Annotated in this window: 20 protein-coding genes and 1 tRNA gene; 7 read left to right on the top strand and 14 right to left on the bottom strand. The window is 71.0% G+C overall.

Translation table 11 applies throughout. From position 1 onward, the window contains the following. On the bottom strand, window positions 1–1,041 hold a 1,041-nt coding region (locus AB0K51_RS09230; protein WP_363452251.1), incomplete at its 3' end, for a ParB/RepB/Spo0J family partition protein. Window positions 1,042–1,137: 96 nt separating this feature from the next. Next, on the bottom strand, window positions 1,138–1,539 hold the full coding sequence (locus AB0K51_RS09225) for a hypothetical protein (RefSeq protein WP_363452250.1): 402 nt from the start codon (window positions 1,537–1,539) through the stop codon (window positions 1,138–1,140). A 681-nt stretch (window positions 1,540–2,220) separates the two neighbouring features. On the opposite strand from AB0K51_RS09225, the gene AB0K51_RS09220 reads away from it, so the two are divergent. Next, window positions 2,221–2,757: a hypothetical protein gene (locus AB0K51_RS09220; protein ID WP_363452249.1), complete on the top strand. Its 537-nt coding sequence runs from the start codon at window positions 2,221–2,223 to the stop codon at window positions 2,755–2,757. A 129-nt stretch (window positions 2,758–2,886) separates the two neighbouring features. Continuing rightward, a complete protein-coding gene (locus AB0K51_RS09215; RefSeq protein ID WP_363452248.1) occupies window positions 2,887–3,519 on the top strand; it encodes a hypothetical protein in 633 nt (210 codons plus the stop codon). A gap of 30 nt (window positions 3,520–3,549) precedes the next feature. On the opposite strand, the gene AB0K51_RS09210 is transcribed toward AB0K51_RS09215, so the two are convergent. Both AB0K51_RS09210 and AB0K51_RS09205 read right to left on the bottom strand, forming a co-directional pair. After that, a complete protein-coding gene (locus AB0K51_RS09210) occupies window positions 3,550–4,575 on the bottom strand; it encodes a recombinase zinc beta ribbon domain-containing protein (RefSeq protein ID WP_363452247.1) in 1,026 nt (341 codons plus the stop codon). 109 nt (window positions 4,576–4,684) lie between these two features. Next, complete coding sequence (locus AB0K51_RS09205; protein WP_363452245.1) at window positions 4,685–4,963, bottom strand: helix-turn-helix domain-containing protein; 279 nt, start codon at window positions 4,961–4,963, stop codon at window positions 4,685–4,687. Between the two features lie 166 nt (window positions 4,964–5,129). Here AB0K51_RS09205 and AB0K51_RS09200 point away from each other — a divergent pair, with 166 nt between their 5' ends. Beyond that, window positions 5,130–6,857, top strand: coding sequence for a tyrosine-type recombinase/integrase (locus AB0K51_RS09200; RefSeq protein ID WP_363452243.1), 1,728 nt, complete (start codon window positions 5,130–5,132; stop codon window positions 6,855–6,857). A 117-nt stretch (window positions 6,858–6,974) separates the two neighbouring features. Here the strand turns inward: AB0K51_RS09200 and AB0K51_RS09195 are convergent. Then, a tRNA-Thr gene (locus tag AB0K51_RS09195) sits at window positions 6,975–7,048 on the bottom strand. Window positions 7,049–7,339: 291 nt separating this feature from the next. On the opposite strand from AB0K51_RS09195, the gene ugpC reads away from it, so the two are divergent. From ugpC to AB0K51_RS09180, 3 genes are all read left to right on the top strand, one after another. After that, entirely contained in the window at window positions 7,340–8,428 is a 1,089-nt protein-coding gene (gene ugpC, locus AB0K51_RS09190; protein WP_363452241.1) for a sn-glycerol-3-phosphate ABC transporter ATP-binding protein UgpC, read from the top strand. Window positions 8,429–8,630: 202 nt separating this feature from the next. Continuing rightward, complete coding sequence (locus tag AB0K51_RS09185; protein WP_363452239.1) at window positions 8,631–9,068, top strand: hypothetical protein; 438 nt, start codon at window positions 8,631–8,633, stop codon at window positions 9,066–9,068. A gap of 143 nt (window positions 9,069–9,211) precedes the next feature. Continuing rightward, window positions 9,212–9,976, top strand: coding sequence for a nucleotidyltransferase family protein (locus AB0K51_RS09180; RefSeq protein WP_363452237.1), 765 nt, complete (start codon window positions 9,212–9,214; stop codon window positions 9,974–9,976). A gap of 99 nt (window positions 9,977–10,075) precedes the next feature. On the opposite strand, the gene AB0K51_RS09175 is transcribed toward AB0K51_RS09180, so the two are convergent. From AB0K51_RS09175 to AB0K51_RS09145, 7 genes are all read right to left on the bottom strand, one after another. Next, entirely contained in the window at window positions 10,076–11,608 is a 1,533-nt protein-coding gene (locus AB0K51_RS09175; RefSeq protein WP_363452235.1) for a DoxX family membrane protein, read from the bottom strand. A gap of 245 nt (window positions 11,609–11,853) precedes the next feature. Next, complete coding sequence (rlmB, locus tag AB0K51_RS09170; protein ID WP_363452233.1) at window positions 11,854–12,846, bottom strand: 23S rRNA (guanosine(2251)-2'-O)-methyltransferase RlmB; 993 nt, start codon at window positions 12,844–12,846, stop codon at window positions 11,854–11,856. Between the two features lie 85 nt (window positions 12,847–12,931). Then, window positions 12,932–14,326 carry a cysteine--tRNA ligase gene (gene cysS, locus AB0K51_RS09165; RefSeq protein ID WP_363452231.1) on the bottom strand — a complete coding sequence of 465 codons (1,395 nt, stop codon included), beginning with the start codon at window positions 14,324–14,326 and terminating at the stop codon, window positions 12,932–12,934. 63 nt (window positions 14,327–14,389) lie between these two features. Next, entirely contained in the window at window positions 14,390–14,782 is a 393-nt protein-coding gene (locus AB0K51_RS09160) for a PPOX class F420-dependent oxidoreductase (protein ID WP_363452229.1), read from the bottom strand. A gap of 44 nt (window positions 14,783–14,826) precedes the next feature. Next, window positions 14,827–15,330, bottom strand: a complete 504-nt coding sequence (gene ispF / locus AB0K51_RS09155) for a 2-C-methyl-D-erythritol 2,4-cyclodiphosphate synthase (RefSeq protein WP_363452227.1) — start codon at window positions 15,328–15,330, stop codon at window positions 14,827–14,829. After that, the gene (gene ispD / locus AB0K51_RS09150) at window positions 15,320–16,078 is read right to left on the bottom strand and encodes a 2-C-methyl-D-erythritol 4-phosphate cytidylyltransferase (RefSeq protein WP_363452437.1); all 759 of its coding nucleotides are present in this window, start codon (window positions 16,076–16,078) and stop codon (window positions 15,320–15,322) included. Before ispD ends, ispF begins: the two co-directional genes overlap by 11 nt. 211 nt (window positions 16,079–16,289) lie before the next feature. Next, the gene (locus AB0K51_RS09145; protein ID WP_014136563.1) at window positions 16,290–16,772 is read right to left on the bottom strand and encodes a CarD family transcriptional regulator; all 483 of its coding nucleotides are present in this window, start codon (window positions 16,770–16,772) and stop codon (window positions 16,290–16,292) included. Between the two features lie 367 nt (window positions 16,773–17,139). Here AB0K51_RS09145 and AB0K51_RS09140 point away from each other — a divergent pair, with 367 nt between their 5' ends. Continuing rightward, the gene (locus AB0K51_RS09140; RefSeq protein ID WP_363452225.1) at window positions 17,140–17,799 is read left to right on the top strand and encodes a DUF461 domain-containing protein; all 660 of its coding nucleotides are present in this window, start codon (window positions 17,140–17,142) and stop codon (window positions 17,797–17,799) included. 63 nt (window positions 17,800–17,862) lie between these two features. Here the strand turns inward: AB0K51_RS09140 and AB0K51_RS09135 are convergent, their stop codons facing one another. Next, the gene (locus tag AB0K51_RS09135; protein WP_014136565.1) at window positions 17,863–18,555 is read right to left on the bottom strand and encodes a response regulator transcription factor; all 693 of its coding nucleotides are present in this window, start codon (window positions 18,553–18,555) and stop codon (window positions 17,863–17,865) included. Further along, complete coding sequence (locus AB0K51_RS09130; protein WP_363452223.1) at window positions 18,552–19,802, bottom strand: ATP-binding protein; 1,251 nt, start codon at window positions 19,800–19,802, stop codon at window positions 18,552–18,554. Before AB0K51_RS09130 ends, AB0K51_RS09135 begins: the two co-directional genes overlap by 4 nt. Window positions 19,803–20,057 lie beyond the last annotated feature (255 nt).

Genomic DNA, 20,057 nt, shown 5'->3' with positions numbered 1-20,057 from the left:
AGCGGCCTTCTTGGCCGGGGCCGCCGGGGCCGGAGCGGCCTTCTTGGCCGGGGCCGCCGGGGCCGGAGCGGCCTTCTTGGCCGGGGCCGCCGGGGCCGGAGCGGCCTTCTTGGCCGGGGCCGCCGGGGTCTTCGGGGCTTCAGCCGCAGCCTTGGTCTTGGCGACGGTCTCGGCGGCGTCGTGGATGCCGTTGGCCTGCCGGACGATCCGACGGGCCAGGGTCACGCGGTTGGCGAGCCTGTCGAGCTCGCGCACATACCGGGGGAGTTCGCCGCCGAGGATGGCCGCCAGGTCCTCCGGCTTCTGGGTGGTCAGCTCCTCCAGCAGCGGCATGATCGCCTCCACCCTGGACAGCTTGTCGGCTGCCTGCGCCTTCTTCTTCGCCTTCTTCTCCTGGTCCTCCAGGGAGGGGCCCTCCTCGGTGATCATGCTCGTCTGCTGCTCCGCCATGCGGAGCCCTTGCGCGAAGTTGGCGGCCTCGATCTCGCTGTCGAAGTCCCCGCGGACGTAGCGGTTGGCGGCGATGATCTGGTGCTGCGGGCTCAGCTGGGCAATGTGCCAAGCGAGGTTCGGCTTGATCTGACCCTTCTCGACCATCTCGGCGACCTCGGCCCGCAGGGTGAGGAGCCCGAGGCGCCACTGGATGTGGGTCTTGGACTTGCCGAACTGCTTGGCGATCTTGTCCGCGTCCCAACCGAGCGCGGCGAGGTCGGCGTAGGCGGCGGCCTCCTCCAGGATGGTCATGTCAGCGCGCACCACGTTCTCGGTGATGGCGAGGACGTGGGCCTCAAGTTCGTTGGCCTCGCGGACCTGGACCGGGACGGAGGTCAGGCCGGCCTCCTGGGCCGCCCGCCAGCGCCGCTCCCCCGCAACGATCAGGTAGGGGACCTCCTTGCCCTCGACCTCCCGGACGGTGATCGGCTGGACGAGGCCGACGGCCTTGATCGAGGTGACCAGTTCCGCGTGCTTCTCCGGGTCGAAGAACTTCCGCGGCTGCTCCGGGTTCGGGGCGATCTGGCCGATTTCGATCTGCTTGAACATTTTCTGCTCCATTCTCAGCCCCGGCCTGTCCGGTGGCTTTCAACTTGATACTTATATCTTAGTCGCATTCACCTCTATTGCAATAAATGGCGGCAATTAAATTCGGGAATTCAATTCCCGGAAATTCTGCGCAATCTGGCATTTCTCGCGGCCACAGTGGGCGCGGTAGGCCGTCGCGCCGCCGGTGACGACACAGCGGCAGGCGAGGCACACCCGACTCCAAGCCTCCGGCGATTCGGGCGCGGCGGGCCGGGAGAGGTCGGAGGTCGCAACGCGCCTTCGGGGTCGGCTCAGCGCAACCTCCAGGAGGGCGCGATGGGTGGCGGCATCCGGATCAACCCCGGAGAGCGCCACCTCCTCGACCGGATCGGGCTCCTCCCTCGGCATCAGGCTCGCCGGATACTCCTCGGCCAGGAGCTTCGACAGGGGCCCGTACCGCTCGGCGAGAAGCCGGCGATACAGGGCGGATTCAGCATGTCCGGTCGGCGTTGCAACCATCACGTCCCTCGCGCGTCCACCTATGCGAAGGCCCGCCCCGTCGTGGACGCCGGGGCGGGCCTGGTTCGAATGCGGCGCGGACCTTCCCGCCGATCCGCGATCGCGCGGTGGGCTCCCCGTGGGCGGGGCGCGGGGGGTCGACCACCCACGGGGAGAGCGAGAAGGCCGTGCGCAGCACGGGCCGACAAGTCCTCCGCAACTGCGAATCCTTGCCGACGTGTGAGAAGTTAGCACCAAGCTTGCAGTCGTGTCACCTATCTTCACGGACTGCGGGGAGCCCGCTAGTCCGACTCCCCCCTTGGCGAGCACACCGCGGATTCGCCGCTCGCGACAGCCAGGGCGGCGACCACCCTGAGCGCCCCCTCCGGCACCTCCTCCGGCGAACTCCCGCTCCCGCCGGCCTCGATCACGTTCGGCCTCTCCCTCGCCAGCAGCCGGATTCGCCCTTCATCCAGCTCGACCATCGCCCGTCCCCCTCTCCGCCGCCGCCAGTCAGGCGCGCAGCGGACGCTCCAACGCAGCCCCCGGCCACTGCGGCACCTCCACCGAAGGAAGGATCTTGCGCCCGAGGTGATTTAAGTGTCAAGTTAATCTCATAAGGTCTTCACAGGGGGCTGGTTCGACGCCGAAGGGGGCCGGAGGCGTACAAACCGGACGTAGGCATATCAAGGGGGATGGTTCATGACGGGCAGTGAATCTGCTGCCGCCGCGACCAGCTTGGCCGCGAAGTTGCAGTTAATGCTGCGCCTCCGTCGAGATCCAGACGGCCACATCCCCAGTGCACGCGACATCTCCCGATGGACGACCGAGCCGGGCTACCTTCGGCCCGCCGTTTCACACACGGCGGTAAACGACCTGATAAATGGACAGAACGACAACCCCACCTCGGCTACGATCACCGCTCTCGCTCGGGCCTTGGACGCCCCGGCCGCCTGGTTCCTCCCCGGATGGAACGACCTGACGGCCCTGCGCGTCCTCTCCGAGCACAAGGCAGCGCGCGATGCGGTCCGCTTGATGGACGGTCTGGACGTAGAGGACATGACTGACGTCATGTGCTACGTCCAGGCAATCCGCCGCAAGCGCGGCCTGCCTGAATGCGTGCCTGAGATCCCCGTACCGCCAGCAGGGATCGATCAACCACGACAGGGCCGGCCGCGACGCCGGCTCAGTCTCGCCGAGGCTGCCCAGCGGGCAGCCGATGACCTGGAAGGACTGTGAACCCCCGTGGACGGGCTCATATTTGGCGTGTGCTCGCTGGCAACGGCTCTTGGAACAGCCCTGTGTCTGCGCTACGCCTGGCGGCGGCGCACGCAGGCGACCTACCGAGTCGCCCGCTGGTCGAGGGTTGTGGCACTCGCGGTCTGCTTCCTCGGGTCGCTGATCGCGATCCCTGCCGTCGCCGACACCTTCAACGAGCTGACCGGCGTCGCGGGCGGCGCGAAGCTGCTCGCGCACCTGGGCGCGGTGGCCTTCTGCGCCAGCCTCCAGATCATGATCGTGGACTGGGTGTACGAGAAGCCGTACATCCCCAGCGGAGTGTGGGCGCGCTTCACCCTGGTCGCCATCATCGCGGTCGCCCTGACGCTCCAGTTCCGCACGGCCAACGACTCCGGCCGGGAGTTCACCACCGACAACGCGGACAACCCGCAGATCGTGGCCTACCTGCTGACCTACCTCGCCTTCGCGGCCCTCGCCGGCCTGGAGATCGCCGTGCTGTCCGCAGGGTTGGCGGTGCACTCCTGGCGGGAGCGGCGCACGGCCAGCTACGGGCTGACCCTGGTCGCGCTCGGCGGAGCGTCCTGCGTCGCCTACTCGATCAGCAAGGGCGGGTACCTGATCGCCGTGCAGTTGTCCCACCCGTGGCGCCTGAGCACGGAGAAGGCGATCTCCTCGCCCATGGCGGGCCTCTACATCCTGTTCGTCGTCATCGGGCTCTGTGTGTCGCTGGCGGGTAGCCGCGGCGCGGCAGTCGACCGCTGACCGGCCCGCCGCCCGGTACGCCCTTCGGGGCTACTGGGCGGCGGTCTCGTCCCACTTCCGCCACTGGAGCGCCACCCGGTCGGCGTCGACCGTCCGGGAACCCCTGCCTCCCGGGTAGACCGAGATCCGTTCGAGCATCGCGCCGATCAGGGCCTTCCGCGACTTCAACGGCGCGTGCTTCCACCAGCGGATCAGGCTGGGCACGTCGGCCGAGGGCACCAGCGAGACCTGGCTCAGGAACCGGAGTCGGGAGGAGTCCCGCGCGATGCGCTCGTCCACCACCGCCTCGGCCTCTTGCAGCCGCCGGGCGAGTTCCTGCTTCGCCTCTTCCACGTCGGCGAGCACGCCCCCGGCCAGGTCCTGGTGGGCGACTTCCTTGGCCTTGGCGTACTGCGCCGACATCGCACGGCGCACCTTCTTGTCCTCCTCCAGGCGCTTTTTCAAGCCAGGGATCTCGGCGAGCAGGCTGTCCTTGGCGGCCTCGACCACGGCGCGGACCTCGGGCTTGGAGAGTTCGGCGAGCACGTGCTCGATGACGTACTTCTCACCGAGGTCGGCGTTCAGGCGGACCCGGCCGCAGCCGCCAGGGTGCTGGCGAGTGCTCGGCTTACACCGGTACCCCCGAGAGCCCGAATTGGAGGGCGAAGTGGACAGCGGGGTGCCACACAGCCCGCAGTCGAAGGTCACCGACAGATCGCCGGTGAGCAGGTAGTCCTGATCGTCCCTGCGGGTGGCCGGCCTTCGGGACTCGTTGAGCTCGGCCACCTTCACGAACATCTCGGGCGAGATGGCTGCCGGCCCGCCGGTTTTCACCAGCTCGCCCGAGTCTGTCCGCTTGAGTCCGGCAGCGGCGGGATTGGCGAAGACCTCCGCGAGGGTGCCCGGTCTCATGGGGTTGCCCATCGTGGAGAGGTGGCCTTCCGCCTCCATCCACGCGGTGATCTCGTACCACGACTGCCCTTCCAGGCGGCGGCGTCCCGCTGCTTGCAGCACAGCCGCTTCCTCGTCGATCAGGGTGGTACGCGCCGCGTCGGCGAATCCGTACAACCTCGGCATGTCTGGCCTCCACGCCCTCGCCGCGCCCCTGGCACTTGACGCCAGCTAGCCAAAGTAGGGTACACAACTGGAGGTCAAACGAGTAAAGGTCAGCACGGATCGTGATACATCATGATGCCTCCGAGTGCGAGGTCGGCACAGCCGTCTCGACGCCAAGGTAGGAACGCAGGGCCGCCGTCGGGACCTTGATCGTCTTGCCCAGCGTGAGCAGCCGCACCGGGAACTCCCCGTCGCGGATCAGTTCGTACGCCTTGTTCACCCCGATGTTGAGCGCGCGGGCCGCGATCTGCACGCTCACCGCTGTGGGCAGGGCCAGCAATTCGGCCTCGCTCATACCCTGCGCCGTGTCCCTCGACTGGCCAACGCTCTTGGCGTCGCTGTCAGCCATCTCTCTCCGCCGTTGTCTCCCCCACGCCAGCGTCCTTGCAGCATACAGAAGCTGTCTTACAAGCCGCGCAACATAACAGTCAACCGTGAAAAACCGGCGAGATCACGTGCCACTCGTGGTCTCACCAGACAGAAGCATCACGATCGACAGGCAAGGGATAAGCGAGTTGGCGAAGAAGCCGGTCTTCAAGGGCACCACCTACCGCCGGTGCGGCTGCAAGGTCGCGGTGACCGATGACGCGGGCAACACGGAGTTCGCAGCCGACGGGCAGCCCAAGCTCCGGGCACTGGGCGACGACTGCCCAGAGCTGCGCAAGCGGGACCACGGCTCCTGGTACTACTACGTCGAGCTGCCGGCCGGGCCCGACGGGAAGCGCCGACGGCCCCGCAAGGGCGGCTTCGAGTCCAAGACCAAGGCCGAGGAGGCAGCCACCAAGCTGTGGCTGCTCGCCAACGACGGCGTGGACGTCCTCTCCGACGAGACCGCCGAGGACTTCCTGCGCCGATACCTCACCGAGCGAACCGACTTGAAGCGTTCCACCCGCAACGACTACGGGGACTACATCGAGCGCGTCTACATACCGGCCTTCGGCAAGGTGAAGATGCGGGACCTGGGCGTCACGCACGTCAAGGCGATGTTCCGCGGCATCACCGAACAGAACCTCGCGCACCAGAAGAACCAGGAGGAGGCGAACGCCGCCCTGGTCGCGGAGCGCGCGGCCCACGCAGCGTGGAAGGCGGGCGGGCGAGGGAAGGACCCGGCGCTGCGGGCCGACTGGAAGGCCGCCCAGGAAGCCCTGAAGGTTGCACGCGCGAAGCCGCGTCACATCACCGGTCCCGGAACGCAGTTGAAGCTCAAGAACACCCTCAGCGGGGCCTTCAAGGCCGCGATCATCGAAGGGCTGATCGCGGAGAACTTCACAACCGGCGTCGTCCTGCCCAAGTACATCCGGCCCAAGCCGCTCGTCTGGACCCCGGCCCGCGAGAAGGCGTACCGGGAGACCGGCAAGATCCCCGGCCCGGTCATGATCTGGACGCCCGAGCAAGCGGGCCGCTTCCTCGACCTGGTCACCGAGCACCGGCTCTACCCCCTGTTCCACCTCATGGCCTTCCGGGGGCTCCGCCGCGGGGAAGCCCTCGGCCTGTCGTGGGCCGAGACTGACCTCGAGGAAGCAGGAACCATCCACGTCATCGAGAACCTGGTGACGGACTCGGTGGAGGTCTGGGAGGACACCCCCAAGAGCGAGAGCGGCGATCGCACCATCACCCTCGACTCCGAGACATGGCGGCTGCTGCTCGCTTGGAAGCAGCGCCAGCAGGAGGAGCGGGAGGAGTGGGAGAAGGACGGCGCGAAGGCGTGGACGAACTCCGGGAAGGTCTTCACCCTTGAGGACGGCACTCCGTACCACCCCGACACCGTCTCGCAGATATTCGACCGGCTCATCGAGAAGCACGACCTGTTGCCGATCAACCTCAAGGGCCTGCGGGCGCTGGCGGCTTCGCTGTCCCTGGCGGCCGGTCTCGCCATGAAGGCGATCCAGGCTCTCCTGGGCCACTCCTCGTACAACCTCACCGCGAACTCCTACACCGCGCTCATGCCGCAGTTCGACCGGGCCAACGCCGAGGCTCCCCTGTCCGTCGTTCCTCGCGGGGGCTCAAGCGATCTCCCCGAGTCGTCCGGCGACGAGGTCACCGACTCCGTGATGGAGATCCTGCGGGCGCTGGCACCAGGCGCGGGCGTGCTGCTCCCCAAGGTGGCTGCCTCCATCGTGGCCGTTGTGCGGGGCTCCGCTCCAGCCGCCGAGGTGCCGGTGGGCGCACGGGAAGCTGCTCCGGTGGCGGCCTCCGCGAACGACCGGGTGCGGTCGCGCGTCCCCACCGGGAAGGTCGCCTGACGGCGTGTCCTCACCCTGTCCCCACCGGACAACAAAACCCCCTCCAGGAGGCCCTGGAGGGGGTTTTGTCTAGACCAATTCTCTTGCCCGTAAGCCTCTGACCTGCTGCGGAGCCTGAGCCCCCTGTCGGGTTCGAACCGACGACCCCCGCTTTACAAGAGCGGTGCTCTGGCCAGCTGAGCTAAGGAGGCGCGGTGGCCGTCCGCGGAGTCCCACGGCGGCACCATGGGGCAGTGTACCGGGCGGGGGGGCGGAGATGCGGGGGGTTACGGGCGGGGAGGTGTGGGGTGGCCGGGGGGAGGCCGTGATCGGATCGATGCCGAAATCGGGGGCGGCGGAGGGCTGACAAAAGGATGAACCGCCAGGTACCGTCGCGGAGAGCCGAGCCCGGCCAAGTGGTTCAGACCTCCAGGGCGCGGCGGACAACCCAACCTTTACTCGGATCGTCCGGCACGTTCCTGCCGGTGAAGGAGCGAAGCATCATGGCTTCTGTGACGTACGACCAGGCCACCCGTGTCTACCCGGGTGCCACCAAGCCGTCGGTCGACGCGCTCGACCTGCACATCGAGGACGGCGAGTTCCTCGTGCTGGTCGGCCCCTCCGGCTGTGGCAAGTCCACCAGCCTCCGCATGCTGGCCGGCCTGGAGGACGTGAACTCCGGCGCCATCCGCATCGGTGACCGCGACGTCACCCACCTGCCGCCGAAGGACCGGGACATCGCCATGGTGTTCCAGAACTACGCGCTGTACCCGCACATGACCGTCGCCGAGAACATGGGCTTCGCCCTGAAGATCGCCGGCGTGAACAAGGCGGACATCCGCACCAAGGTCGAAGAGGCCGCGAAGATCCTCGACCTGACCGAGTACCTGGACCGCAAGCCGAAGGCGCTCTCCGGTGGTCAGCGTCAGCGTGTCGCGATGGGCCGCGCGATCGTCCGCCAGCCGCAGGTCTTCCTGATGGACGAGCCGCTGTCGAACCTGGACGCCAAGCTCCGCGTCTCGACCCGTACCCAGATCGCCTCGCTGCAGCGCCGCCTGGGCATCACCACGGTCTACGTCACCCACGACCAGACCGAGGCCATGACCATGGGTGACCGCGTCGCGGTCCTCAAGGACGGTCTGCTCCAGCAGGTCGACGCGCCGCGCAAGATGTACGACAAGCCCGGCAACCTGTTCGTGGCCGGCTTCATCGGCTCCCCGGCGATGAACCTGGTCGAGGTCCCGCTGGTCGACGGCGGCGTGAAGTTCGGCGGCTCGGTCATCAACATCGACCGCGAGGACCTGACCAAGGCCGGCGACGCCAAGAAGGTCGTGGTCGGCATCCGTCCGGAGCACTTCCAGATCGTCCCGGCCGGCGGCCTCGAGGGCGTCGCGGTCACCGTCAACGTGGTCGAGGAGCTCGGCGCCGACGGCTTCGTCTACGGCACCACCCAGGTCTCCGGCGAGGACAAGGACATCGTCGTCCGCGTGCACAGCCGGGAGATCCCGCAGCGCGGCGAGACCATCCACGTCGTCCCGGTCGGCAACGAGCCGCACGTGTTCGCCACCACCGGCGAGCGCCTGAGCCGCTGACGCTCCGACCGGACCCGGTGGCAACACAGCTCGGACCGGACCGGTAGCGACACACAGCTCCACCCGGAACCCCCTGCCCACGGCGGTCGGCAGGGGGTTCCGCCGTTCCCGTCAACCCGACGGCGGAACAAAACGGGACACGCCTCACTCGATGGTGTAACGCGACGCGCCCGAGCCGCCACGCACCGCTACGCTCCGATGCGTGAAACAGCTCGTTCGCCGAATCGGCCAGACCGTTGCCCTCACCCTGCCGGTGATCCTGGTGACCACCGGCACGCTCGCCGTCACCCGCGTCCCCTGGGCCCCACCGACCGGGCTGGACCAGCAGGTGGTCGCGGCCTCCAGCGGCGACGGCACCATCGGCCGGACCTCCACCTCCCCCAACACCCAGGGCCTGGCCCCGCAGGACGCCCTCCGGGTCGACCTGCTGGAGGAGTTGAAGAACCACAACCCCGGCACCGCGCTCGACCTGCTGGAGCGCACCATGCGGGAGAAGCCCTCGCTCACCCCGTACTGCACCGCGCTGGCCGGCGACCTCGGCCGCGCCGCGGTGAAGAAGTACCAGGGCGACGTCCAGCGCGCCCGCTCCTTCGCCCGCCCGGTCTGCGACGGCGCTTTCGCCGCCGGCGTGGTGGGCTGACCCGGGCCGACTCTGGGTTGGCCCGGGTCGACCCGGGCCAACTCGGCCTGACCCACCGCCCGGGTCGACCCGGGCCCGGGCCGACCCGGCCTGACGACACGTCACCGATGGGGCCCGCCCCGGGCGGGCCCTATCGTGGCGTCATGACCGCAGACACCCCCTCCACAGCAGCGGCCGCCGTCGCGGGCACCCCGGTGCCCGTCGTGACCCAGGCGGTGATCCTGGCGGGCGGCCAGGGCTCCCGGCTGCGCCCGTACACCGATGACCGGCCCAAGCCGCTGGTGGAGATCCCCGGCACCGGGACGCCGATCATCGGGCACCAGCTGGCCTGGCTGGCCGCCGAGGGCGTCACCGACGTGGTGATCTCCTGCGGGCACCTCGCGGAGGTGCTGCAGGAGTGGCTGGCCGCGGCCGAGCTGCCGCTCCGGGTGCAGACCGTGGTGGAGGCCGAACCGCTGGGCCGCGGCGGCGGGTTGAAGTTCGCCTCGCGCGCCCTGCCGCGCCCCGACGAGCCCTGGTACGCCACCAACGGCGACATCTGGACCCGCTTCAGCCTGCGCGAGATGGCCGCCTTCCACCACGAGCGGGGCGCCGTCGCCACCCTGGCGCTGGCCCGGCCGCGGATCCCGTGGGGCGCGGTGGAGACCGACCGCTTCGGCAACGTGCTGGACTTCATCGAGGCCCCGCCGTCCCCGTTCCTGATCAACGCCGGGCTGTACGTCTTCGCACCGGGCTTCCGCGAGCTGCTCCCGGACGTCGGCGACCACGAGCGCACGACCTTCCCGCAACTGGCCCGCGGCCGCCGCCTGGCCGGCTACCAGATCCCGCAGGGCTGCTACTGGCGCGCCATCGACACCGCGAAGGACCTCACCGAGGCCGCCAAGGAGCTCGCCGCCACCCGCGCCTAGCGCCCGGCCCCCACAAGCCGCACAAAAGAGCCAGGGCCCCTCCCGGAACGCTCCGGAAGGGGCCCTGCGCGGCTTCCCCGCCCACCGCCTGACCGGCCGTCAGGCGACCTCGCCGCCGGTCCGCGGCATGCCGAGCTCCAGCAGCGGCGGCCCGCTGCCCAGCAGCCCGCCGATCACGCCGCTGGACGGCTGCGAGCGCGGCGTGCTGGGCGGCGCACCGCCCGTCCCGGTACCGCCGCCCGCGCCACCGCTGCCGGAGCCGGTGCTCCCGCCGCCGGTGCCGTGACTCGACGCGGCGGGGCTGCTCGGCGCACCGCTGGGCTTCTTGCTGCCGCTGCGGCTCGGCGAGGGCGAGGCCGGGGCGGACGGGGAGGCCGGGGCGGTGCTCGCCGGTGCCTTGCTCGGGGCCGGGCCGGTCGGCGTCGGCGACGGGCCGTTGGCGGGCCAGACCGGGGACCCGTAGTCGGTCGGCGGGTGCGCCGGCGCCTGGGTGCGGCCGGTGCGGACCGCCGCGCCGAGCAGCGAGCCGGTGAGCAGGGTCAGGCCGACCACCACCGCGGTGACCACGGTGCGCCGCCGCAGCATCCGCCGCCGCACCGCGCCCGGCTCGCCGGGCCCGTACCGGCGGAACGCCTCCAGGGCGATCCGGCCGTCCAGCGAGGCGAACGGCGCGCCGGCGATCAGCAGCGGGCTCCACGCCGCCAGGAAGATCAGGTCGGGGGTGTCGTAGACCGGCACCGCCTTCCAGCTGACCGTGAACAGCAGCGCGGCGGAGAGCGCCATCGCGGTGCCCGCGGCGAGCCGCTGCCACAGGCCCAGGACGGCGAGCACGCCGACCACGATCTCCACGAAGGACACCGCGAGGCCCGCGCCGACCGGGTGGGCCATCGCGAAGTCCAGCAGTGGCTGGGCGACCTTCCACGGGTGCAGCGAGGAGAGCCAGCGCATCATCGACCCGCGCTCGCCGCCGTCGAAGTACACCGGGTCGCAGAGCTTGCTGAACCCGGCGTACACCGACAGCGCGCCGAGCAGCACCCGCAGCGGCAGCAGCACCAGGCCGAGGTCGACCCGGCGGCCGGGGTACCAGGCGTGCTTGGAGCCCTCGCTCATCGAGGGGATCTCCGGCAGCTCGCCCTCGGGCTCCCAGCTGCGCCCGCCGACCCGGACCGCGTCGTCCAGCACCTCGGGCACGCCCACGTGCGGGGCCTCCCCGGAGCCGGCCGGTCCGTACTGGCGCGGGACGGCCTGCAGCTGCTGGGTCTCGTCGTCGGTGAAGGACTTCGCCGGGGCGGGCACGGTGCTCAGCCGCACCGCCTCCAGCAGCCGGGTGGCGGCGGTGTCGCCGGGACCGGCCTGGCCGCTCCAGGTGACCACCCGCGCCTTGCGCCGGGCCCCCGCGCCGACGGCCGAGCCGCCGACGACCGAGGCGGCGGTGATCCCGGCCAGCGTGGGCACCGCCGCGGCGGGCACCACCACCTGCGGGGTGACCATCGGGCGGATGCCGCCCTGCAGACCGTACGGATCGCCGAAGGCGGCACCGGCCGGGGCGTCGATCATCGGGGCCACCGGGGCGGCGAGCCTGACCCGGAAGCTGGCCTGGGTGCTGCTGAGCTTCGCCGGATCCGACGGCACCCTGACCGTGTTGAGGCCGGGACCGTCGTCTATCCCCGTGGGGAGCGGCCCGGTGCGCCGAGGTGTTCTGGTGTCCACACCCCTCTAACCGGGTGACGGGCCCGGAGGACACTCTCCCGGGTGGATTCCGGGAGAGGATTTGAAGTGATCATGAGAAAACCGACCGGGCCCGACCGGACCCGACCGGTTGACTCACCAAAACGACGGCCACGGCAGGCGCCGTGACGGAGCGTCAGCAGCAGTCGTCAGCGCTTGGCGCGCAGCCGCGCGGCCTCGTACAGCACGATGCCCGCGGCCACACCGGCGTTCAGCGACTCGGTCTGACCGGGCATCGGGATCCGCACCCGCAGGTCGCAGGTCTCCGACACCAGGCGGGACAGGCCCTTGCCCTCGGAGCCGGCCACGATCACCACGGGGCCGGTCAGGGCCTCCAGGTCGCCGATCTCGGCCTCGCCGTCGGCGGCCAGGCCGACCACCATCAGGCCGGCCTTCTGGTACGCCTCCAGCGCCCGGGTGAGGTTGGTGGCGCGGGCCACGGGCAGCCGGGCCGCCGCGCCGGAGGAGGTCTTCCAGGCGCCGGCGGTCATGCCGGCCGCCCGGCGCTCCGGGATGACCACGCCGTGCGCGCCGAACGCGGCGGCGGAGCGGACCACGGCGCCCAGGTTGCGGGAGTCGGTGACCCCGTCCAGGGCGATGATCAGCGCGTCCTGTCCGGCGTCCGCGGCGTCTGCCAGCAGGTCGTCGGGGTGCGCGTACTCGTACGGCGGGACCTGCAGCACCAGGCCCTGGTGGTTCAGGCCGCCGGTCATCTGGTCCAGCTGCGGGCGGGGGGCCTCCATCAGCGGGACGCCGCGCTCGTTGGCGGCCTGGAACGCGTCCCGGACCCGGTCGTCGGTGTCGATGAACTGCTGGACGTACAGCGCGGTGGCCGGCACGCCGCCCTTCAGCGCCTCGACGACCGAGTTGCGGCCCACCACCAGCTCGGCCGCGCCCGCGCCGCCGCGGCCGCTGCGCGAACCGGCGCCGGAGCGGCGCATGCCCGCGCGGGACTTGGCGTCGCGCTCGCGCTTGATCGCGGCGTTGGCGGCCCGCTGCTTGGGGTGGCCCTTGCGCTCCTCGCCGCGCGGGGTCGGGCCCTTGCCCTGGAGCGCCTTCCGGCTGTGGCCGCCGGTACCGACACTCGCGCCCTTCTTCGATCCGGGGTTGCGGCGGTTCCTGCGCTGGCTGTTGCCGGCCATGGCTGTACTTCCTGTCTCTACGTGTCTGCGTCAGTGCGCGAGGGCCGCACCCTTCAAAGGTACGGCCCTCCCGCGCCCCGGGGGGCTACTGGTTGATCGTCCAGCGCGGGCCGGACGGGGTGTCCTCGATCGCCAGCCCGGCCTCGCCGAGCTGGTCGCGGATGGCGTCCGCGGTGGCGAAGTCCTTGCGGGCGCGGGCCGCCTGGCGCTGGTCGAGGACCAGCTTGACCAGGGAGTCGACCACGCCGGTGAGCTCCTCGCCCTGGGCGCCGCCGCCGGCCCACATCGGGTCCAGCGGGTCCAGGCCGAGCACGCCGAGCATCGCCCGGACCTCGGCGAGCCGGGCCACGGTGGACTCCTTGTCGTCCGCCGTCAGCGCGCTGTTGCCCTGCCGGACGGCGGTGTGCAGCACCGCGAGGGCCTGCGGCACGCCCAGGTCGTCGTCCATCGCCTCGGCGAAGGCCAGCGGTACCTCGGGCGCGGCGTCGACCGTGCCGCAGCGCTCCACGGCGCGCTCGATGAAGCCCTCGATCCGGTTGAACCCGGTCTCGGCCTCGCGCAGCGACTCCTCGCTGTACTCGATCATCGAGCGGTAGTGCGGTCCGGCCAGGTAGTAGCGCAGCACGATCGGCCGCCAGCGCTGCACCATCTCGGAGACCAGCACGGAGTTGCCCAGCGACTTGGACATCTTCTCGCCGGCCAGCGTCACCCAGGCGTTGTGCACCCAGAAGTTGGCGAACTCGTCGCCGTACGCCCTGGACTGGGCGATCTCGTTCTCGTGGTGCGGGAAGATCAGGTCCAGCCCGCCGCCGTGGATGTCGAAGGCGCTGCCCAGGTACTTGTGCACCATCGCCGAGCACTCCAGGTGCCAGCCCGGCCGGCCGCGGCCCCACGGGGTCTCCCAGCTGGGCTCGCCCGGCTTGGCGGCCTTCCACATCGCGAAGTCGCGCGGGTCGCGCTTGCCGGTCTCGCCGTCCCCGGAGGGCTGCCGCAGGTTCTCCAACTCCTGGTTGGAGAGCGCCAGGTAGTCCGGGTAGGTGGTCACCGCGAAGTACACGTTGCCGTCGGCCTCGTACGCGTGGCCGCGCTCGATCAGCCCGCGCATCATCTCGATCATCTCCGGCACGTGGCCGGTGGCCCGCGGCTCCGCGCTCGGCGGGAGGCAGCCGAGCACGGTGTAACCCTCGTTGAAGGCGCGCTCGTTGGCGTACGCGATCTTCCACCACTCGGTGGACTGCTCGCGCCCCTTGGCGATCACCTTGTCGTCGATGTCGGTGACGTTGCGGACGAACGTGACGTCGTAGCCGCGGTAGCGGAACCACCGCTGCATCACGTCGAAGTTGAGGCCGGAGCGGATGTGCCCGATGTGCGGGGGCGCCTGCACCGTGGCGCCGCACAGGTAGATCGAGACACAGCCCGGCACCAGCGGGACGAAGTCGCGTACCTGGCGGGTCATGGTGTCGTACAGACGAAGGGTCACGACGTCCAGGGTAGTGGGCGGCGGGGGGTGCCCCGCCACCTCCTTCCGACCCGTCGCGCGCCGCTACAGGTTGCCGATCACCTTGCGCGGGCTGAGCCGGACCACCACCCGCACGTCGTCCGGCCCGTCCGCCTCGTAGTCCACCCCCCGGTACTTGCGGGAGAGTTCGTCGATCAGCTCGCGGCCGCCCTCGGTGGTCATGGTGACCTCGCCGCGCGCCTCGAAGTACCGGTAGGGGTGGCCCGGCGGGTTGATCACCACGCTGATCCGCGGGTCGCGGACCATGTTGAGGTGCTTGCGGCGGCCCTGCACGGTGGAGAACAGGATGTCCTCGCCGTCCCGCCGCACCCACACGACCGACGCCTGCGGGCTGCCGTCCGGCTGCACCGTCGCCACCACCGCGAAGCTCTTCGCGTCCAGCAGGGCCTTCACCCCGTCGGTGAGTTCCGCGCCCATCCGTCCTCCCAGAGCCGAGTCCTGACCCCCCGTCAGGACCCAGGCTAGGCGGAGGGACGTTCGTACACCAGCGCCGTCGCGATCGCGGCGAGCCCCTCGGCGCGGCCGGTCAGGCCGAGCCCGTCGGTGGTGGTGCCGGAGACCGAGACCGGCGCGCCGACCGCCGCCGAGAGCGCGGCCTGCGCCTCGGCACGCCGCTTGCCGATCTTCGGGCGGACGCCGATCACCTGGACCGCCACGTTGCCGATCTCGAAGCCGGCCTCCCGCACCAGGCGGGCGGCCTCGGCGAGCAGCGCGACCCCGGCCGCGCCCGCCCACTCGGGCCGGTCGGTGCCGAAGTGCGCGCCCAGGTCGCCGATCCCGGCGGCCGAGAACAGCGCGTCACAGGCGGCGTGCGCCGCCACGTCGGCGTCCGAGTGCCCGGCCAGCCCGTACTCGGACGGCCAGTCCAGCCCGGCCACCCGCAGCGGCCGGCCCGCCTCGAAGGCGTGCACGTCGGTGCCGATGCCGACCCGCGGCAGCGGCGGGAAGAGCGGCTCAGTAGCCATCGGTGGCCCTCCGGCGGGCGAGTACGGCCTCGGCGAGCACGAGGTCCAGCGGACGGGTCACCTTGAACGCCTCCTCGTGGCCGGGCACCACGACGACCCGGCCGCCGGAGCGCTCGATCAGCCCGGCGTCGTCGGTGACCTCGGCGCCCTCGGCCACCGCCTTGTCGTGCGCCTCGACCAGCGCGGCCAGGTCGAAGCCCTGCGGGGTCTGCACGGCGCGCAGGGTGGCCCGGTCCGGCGTGTCGAGCACCGGCTCGGGCGTCCCGGCCGGCTGCGGGTCGACCCGCTTGACGGTGTCGGCGAGCGGCACGGCGGGCACCACGGCCTCCGCGCCGGCCCGGACGGCGGCCGCCACCGCGTCCACCACCTCGACCGGGACCAGCGGGCGCGCCGCGTCGTGCACCAGCACCACCCGGGTGCCCGCGGGGACGGCCGCCAGGCCGAGCCGCACCGACTCCTGCCGGGTCGCGCCGCCGGCCACCACCCGGACGTCCTCGCCGTCCAGCCCGTGGCCGCTCAGCAGCCCGACCACCTCGGCCACGCCGTCCGGCGGGGCGCACACCACCACCGCGCCCACCGCCCGGCTGGCGGCCAGCGCCCGCACCGCGTGCACCAGCAGCGGCACGCCGCCGAGTTCGCGCAGCGCCTTGGGCGCTCCGGGACCGAGTCGCTCGCCACGCCCGGCGGCCGGGACGACCGCCGCCGCAAGCTGTGCTGTGCCGTTCAGGTTTGGCTCCTTGGTCGCGATGGGTATGGCCCGAGCCGAGTGCGTATTCGCGTGCGGACGGGCCCCCTTCCTGACTGCACGTTAGCCGAACCGACCGGCGGCTTCGCCACGCCTGTGGGCATGCCGAAGCGCCCGCGGTGCCGTTTCGGGCACCATCGGGCGCTGCGTCATACCGTCGGGCAGGGCTGTGTTCGGCTCGGCCGTACGGCGAACGATTGCGGGCGAACCGCGCTCAGGAGGCGAGGACCTCGTCGAGCAGCGTCTCGGCCTTGTCTTCGTTGGTGTTCTCGGCGAGCGCCAGTTCGCTCACCAGGATCTGCCGGGCCTTGGCCAGCATCCGCTTCTCGCCGGCCGAGAGGCCGCGCTCGCGCTCACGGCGCCACAGGTCGCGGACGACCTCGGCCACCTTGATCACGTCGCCCGACGCGAGCTTCTCAAGGTTCGCCTTGTACCGGCGCGACCAGTTGGTGGGCTCTTCGGTGTACGGTGCCCGCAGCACCTCGAAGACCCGGTCGAGCCCCTCTTGGCCGACCACGTCGCGCACGCCGACGAACTCGGCGTTCTCCGCGGGAACGCGGAGCGTGAGATCTCCCTGCTGCACCTTCAGCACCAGGTAGGTCTTGTCCACACCTTTGATCTGGCGAGTTTCGATGGCCTCGATCAGCGCAGCCCCGTGATGGGGGTAGACCACCGTGTCGCCAACCTTGAACGTCATGTGACAGGACCCCTTCCGTGGCTTTCCAGAATAACACGCTTTTCGGCTGACCCGAAGGGCGTTTTCGCAGGTCAGGGCGGGTCCCAGGGCTTGACAACCACCCCCGTCGCATGCTGCGACCGGTGTTCGACGCGGGCTTCCCGCAGGTCGGAGGCGGTACGACCGCCGGACGAAACCTCTGGCAACCGGCTCGAAACCATGATTGGATCTTGAGTTTTTGCCCCGACTCGCCGAACGGTGCCGATCGTGATCGCCTCGCGACACGGGGCCACCCCGTGAGAGCCGGATATGTGTGGTCGGTAGTGTGAGCGTCGACCACCGACCCGTGATCCTTTCCGTGGATCCGTACCAAGGAGAAGTCGCCGCCGTGAGCCGGAGCCTTCGACGCGGCGCCGCAGCCGCAATCGTCCTCGCCGCGATCGTCCCGCTGGCCGCCTGCTCGGCGAGCAACGACGCCGAGACGCTGCAGATCAAGCCGGACAACGCGGCGACCTCGATCGGCGCCGACCTCACGCTGAACAACATCGTCGTGGTGACCCCCGCGGGGGCGGCCGGCGAGTACTCCGGCGCGGCCACCGTCACGGTCAACATCAGCAACTCCGGCAGCGCCCCGGAGACCCTGAAGTCGCTCAAGGTCGGAGACGCCGCCGCGACCTTCACCGGCCCCAAGGGCGACGCGGTCTCCGAGATCGTCATCCCGGCCGGCGGCTCGGTGCTGGTCAGCGGCCGCGAGAACAGCCCGATCGCGCAGGTCTCCTCGGCCAAGCTGACGGTCGGCGGCTACGCGCCCACCTCGTTCACCTTCGGCCGGGCCGGCCAGGTCTCCACGCAGGCGAACGTCCAGCCGGGCGCCGGCGTCTACGCGGGCTACGGCCCGAAGGCCGAGTCGAAGGCCTCCGCGAGCCCGTCCGGCTCGGCCTCGCCGTCGGCCTCCGCGTCGGCCTCGGCCTCCCCCGGCGCCACCGCGAGCGGTTCGCCGGCCGCCCCGCCGTCCACCTCCGCGAGCGCCTCGGCCTCCGCCCACTGACCCGCGGCACGCGAAGGGGCCCCGCACGGTGCGGGGCCCCTTCGCGGTGTTCCGGGTGACGGTTTACGGCTCGAACTTGTAGCCCAGGCCGCGGACGGTGACCAGGTAGCGCGGGGCGCCCGGGTCCGGCTCGATCTTGGCGCGCAGGCGCTTGACGTGGACGTCCAGGGTCTTGGTGTCGCCGACGTAGTCCGCGCCCCACACCCGGTCGATCAGCTGCATCCGGGTGAGTACCCGGCCCGCGTTGCGGAGCAGCATCTCCAGCAGGTCGAACTCCTTGAGCGGCAGGTCGACCTTGGCGCCGTCGACGGTCACCACGTGGCGGTCGACGTCCATCCGGACCGGGCCGGCCTCCAGCGCGCCGGGGGCCGCCGCGCCGTCGGCGCCGCCGTCCTCGCCGCGGCGGCGGAGCACCGCGCGGATCCGGGCGACCAGCTCGCGGGTGGAGTAGGGCTTGGTGACGTAGTCGTCGGCTCCTATCTCCAGGCCGACGACCTTGTCGATCTCGCTGTCCTTGGCGGTGACCATGATCACCGGGACGTTGGAGCGGACCCGCAGCTGGCGGCAGACCTCGGTGCCGGGGAGGCCGGGCAGCATCAGGTCGAGCAGGACCAGGTCGGCGCCGTTGCGCTCGAACTGCTCCAGTGCGTCGGGGCCGGTGGCGGCGACGGCCACCTCGAAGCCCTCCTTGCGGAGCATGTACGAGAGGGCGTCGCTGAACGACTCCTCGTCCTCCACAACCAGTACACGGGTCACGATCGGGCCTCCGGGGCAGGAAATGTGGTTGGTGCGTGAGTTGCGCGGTCCGCGGCCGGTGCCTGGCCGGCCGGGAGTCGCAGGGTGAAGGTGGAACCCTGGCCCTCGACGCTCCACACCGACACGGTGCCGCGGTGCGAGGCGGCGACGTGCTTGACGATGGACAGGCCGAGGCCGGTTCCACCGGTGAGGCGGGAGCGGGCGGGGTCCACCCGGTAGAAGCGTTCGAAGATCCGCTCGCGGTCCTTCTCCGAGATGCCGATGCCCTGGTCGGTCACCGAGATCTCGATCAGCTCGCCGTCCGCCTCGCCCAGCGCGGCGGCGCTGGAGATCCGGCGGGTGGCGATCGCGACCCTGGTGCGCGGCGGGCTGTAGTTCACCGCGTTCTCCACCAGGTTCCCGAGGGCGGCGGCCAGTTGGCCGCGGTTGCCGGTCAGGTACAGGTTGCCGGTGCCGCCCGCGGTGATGTGGATCTGCTTGGCGGCGGCGGTCTGCCGGCACCGGTCGATCGCCTCGGCGATCAGCTCGTCCACCGGACAGGGCTCCGGGTCGACCTTGAGCTGGTCGTCCTGGACCCGGGAGAGGTCGATGATCTCCTGGACCAGGCTGGCCAGCCGGGTGGCCTCGACCTGCATCCGCCCGGCGAAGCGCTGCACCGCCTCCGGGTCGTCGGACGCGTCCGCGACCGCCTCGGAGAGCAGCGACAGCGCGCCGACCGGGGTCTTCAGCTCGTGCGAGACGTTCGCCACGAAGTCGCGGCGGATCGCCTCGATCCGCCGCCGGTCGGTGAGGTCCTCGACCAGGACCAGCACCAGCCGGGAGCCGAGCGGGGCGACCCGGACCGAGACCGCGAGCGGTTCGGCGGTCCGGGCGGCGGCGCCCGGCCGGGTCAGTTCCAGGTCGACCTGGCGGATCTCGCCGTCCCGCCGGGTGGAGCGGGCCAGCGCGAGCATCTGGTCGACGGCCACCTTGCCGCCGCGGACCAGACCCATCGCGTAGGCGGCCGAGGAGGCCTTGACCACTTCGTCGCCGTCACCGAGCACGATCGCACACGAGCGCAGCACCGAGAGCACGGTGTCCACGCCCGGGGGCAAGGCTGGTTCCTGGACCAGGTCCTGCCCTGGGTTCTTGCCGCTGTTGCCTCGCCCCTGCTCGCGCTCGCTCCAGCGGAAGGCGATGGAGGCCGTGAGGCCGACGCCGAGCCCGGCTATGGCGCAGGCAGCGGCGGCGGCTACGTTCACGTCCATGCAAGCCAGCGTAAATGGTGGTCGAGGCGGTCTCGTAAGGGTGCGATCAAGGCATCGGCCTGGCGTTGCCGAGAATTCACCTTCACGCTGCTGATGGTTCACTGGGGCGGCCGTGGACGGTCGCCCGAACGGCTCAGTGTTGGCCGAGCAAGCCCGTGTGGGCGGTGGCGCGGCTACTATTCGCGCCACCAGCAGCGGCCGCCCCTGCCGCCGTGACCTCAGGTCCACCGGTACGGGCGTCCGGTCGGCACCGCC

The sequence above is a fragment of the Kitasatospora sp. NPDC049285 genome, from assembly GCF_040678815.1.
In the GTDB taxonomy this organism is placed as follows: domain Bacteria; phylum Actinomycetota; class Actinomycetes; order Streptomycetales; family Streptomycetaceae; genus Kitasatospora.
This window is presented reverse-complemented; position numbering and strand designations above follow the sequence as displayed.

What these genes read in the sequence shown, in the direction of transcription:
- AB0K51_RS09225 (WP_363452250.1), bottom strand. Translation starts at nt 1,539, where the DNA reads ATGGTTGCAACGCCGACCGGACATGCTGAATCCGCCCTGTATCGCCGG.
- AB0K51_RS09220 (WP_363452249.1), top strand. Translation starts at nt 2,221, where the DNA reads ATGACGGGCAGTGAATCTGCTGCCGCCGCGACCAGCTTGGCCGCGAAG.
- AB0K51_RS09210 (WP_363452247.1), bottom strand. Translation starts at nt 4,575, where the DNA reads ATGCCGAGGTTGTACGGATTCGCCGACGCGGCGCGTACCACCCTGATC.
- AB0K51_RS09205 (WP_363452245.1), bottom strand. Translation starts at nt 4,963, where the DNA reads ATGGCTGACAGCGACGCCAAGAGCGTTGGCCAGTCGAGGGACACGGCG.
- ugpC (WP_363452241.1), top strand. Translation starts at nt 7,340, where the DNA reads ATGGCTTCTGTGACGTACGACCAGGCCACCCGTGTCTACCCGGGTGCC.
- AB0K51_RS09180 (WP_363452237.1), top strand. Translation starts at nt 9,212, where the DNA reads ATGACCGCAGACACCCCCTCCACAGCAGCGGCCGCCGTCGCGGGCACC.
- rlmB (WP_363452233.1), bottom strand. Translation starts at nt 12,846, where the DNA reads ATGGCCGGCAACAGCCAGCGCAGGAACCGCCGCAACCCCGGATCGAAG.
- AB0K51_RS09160 (WP_363452229.1), bottom strand. Translation starts at nt 14,782, where the DNA reads ATGGGCGCGGAACTCACCGACGGGGTGAAGGCCCTGCTGGACGCGAAG.
- ispF (WP_363452227.1), bottom strand. Translation starts at nt 15,330, where the DNA reads ATGGCTACTGAGCCGCTCTTCCCGCCGCTGCCGCGGGTCGGCATCGGC.
- AB0K51_RS09145 (WP_014136563.1), bottom strand. Translation starts at nt 16,772, where the DNA reads ATGACGTTCAAGGTTGGCGACACGGTGGTCTACCCCCATCACGGGGCT.
- AB0K51_RS09130 (WP_363452223.1), bottom strand. Translation starts at nt 19,802, where the DNA reads ATGGACGTGAACGTAGCCGCCGCCGCTGCCTGCGCCATAGCCGGGCTC.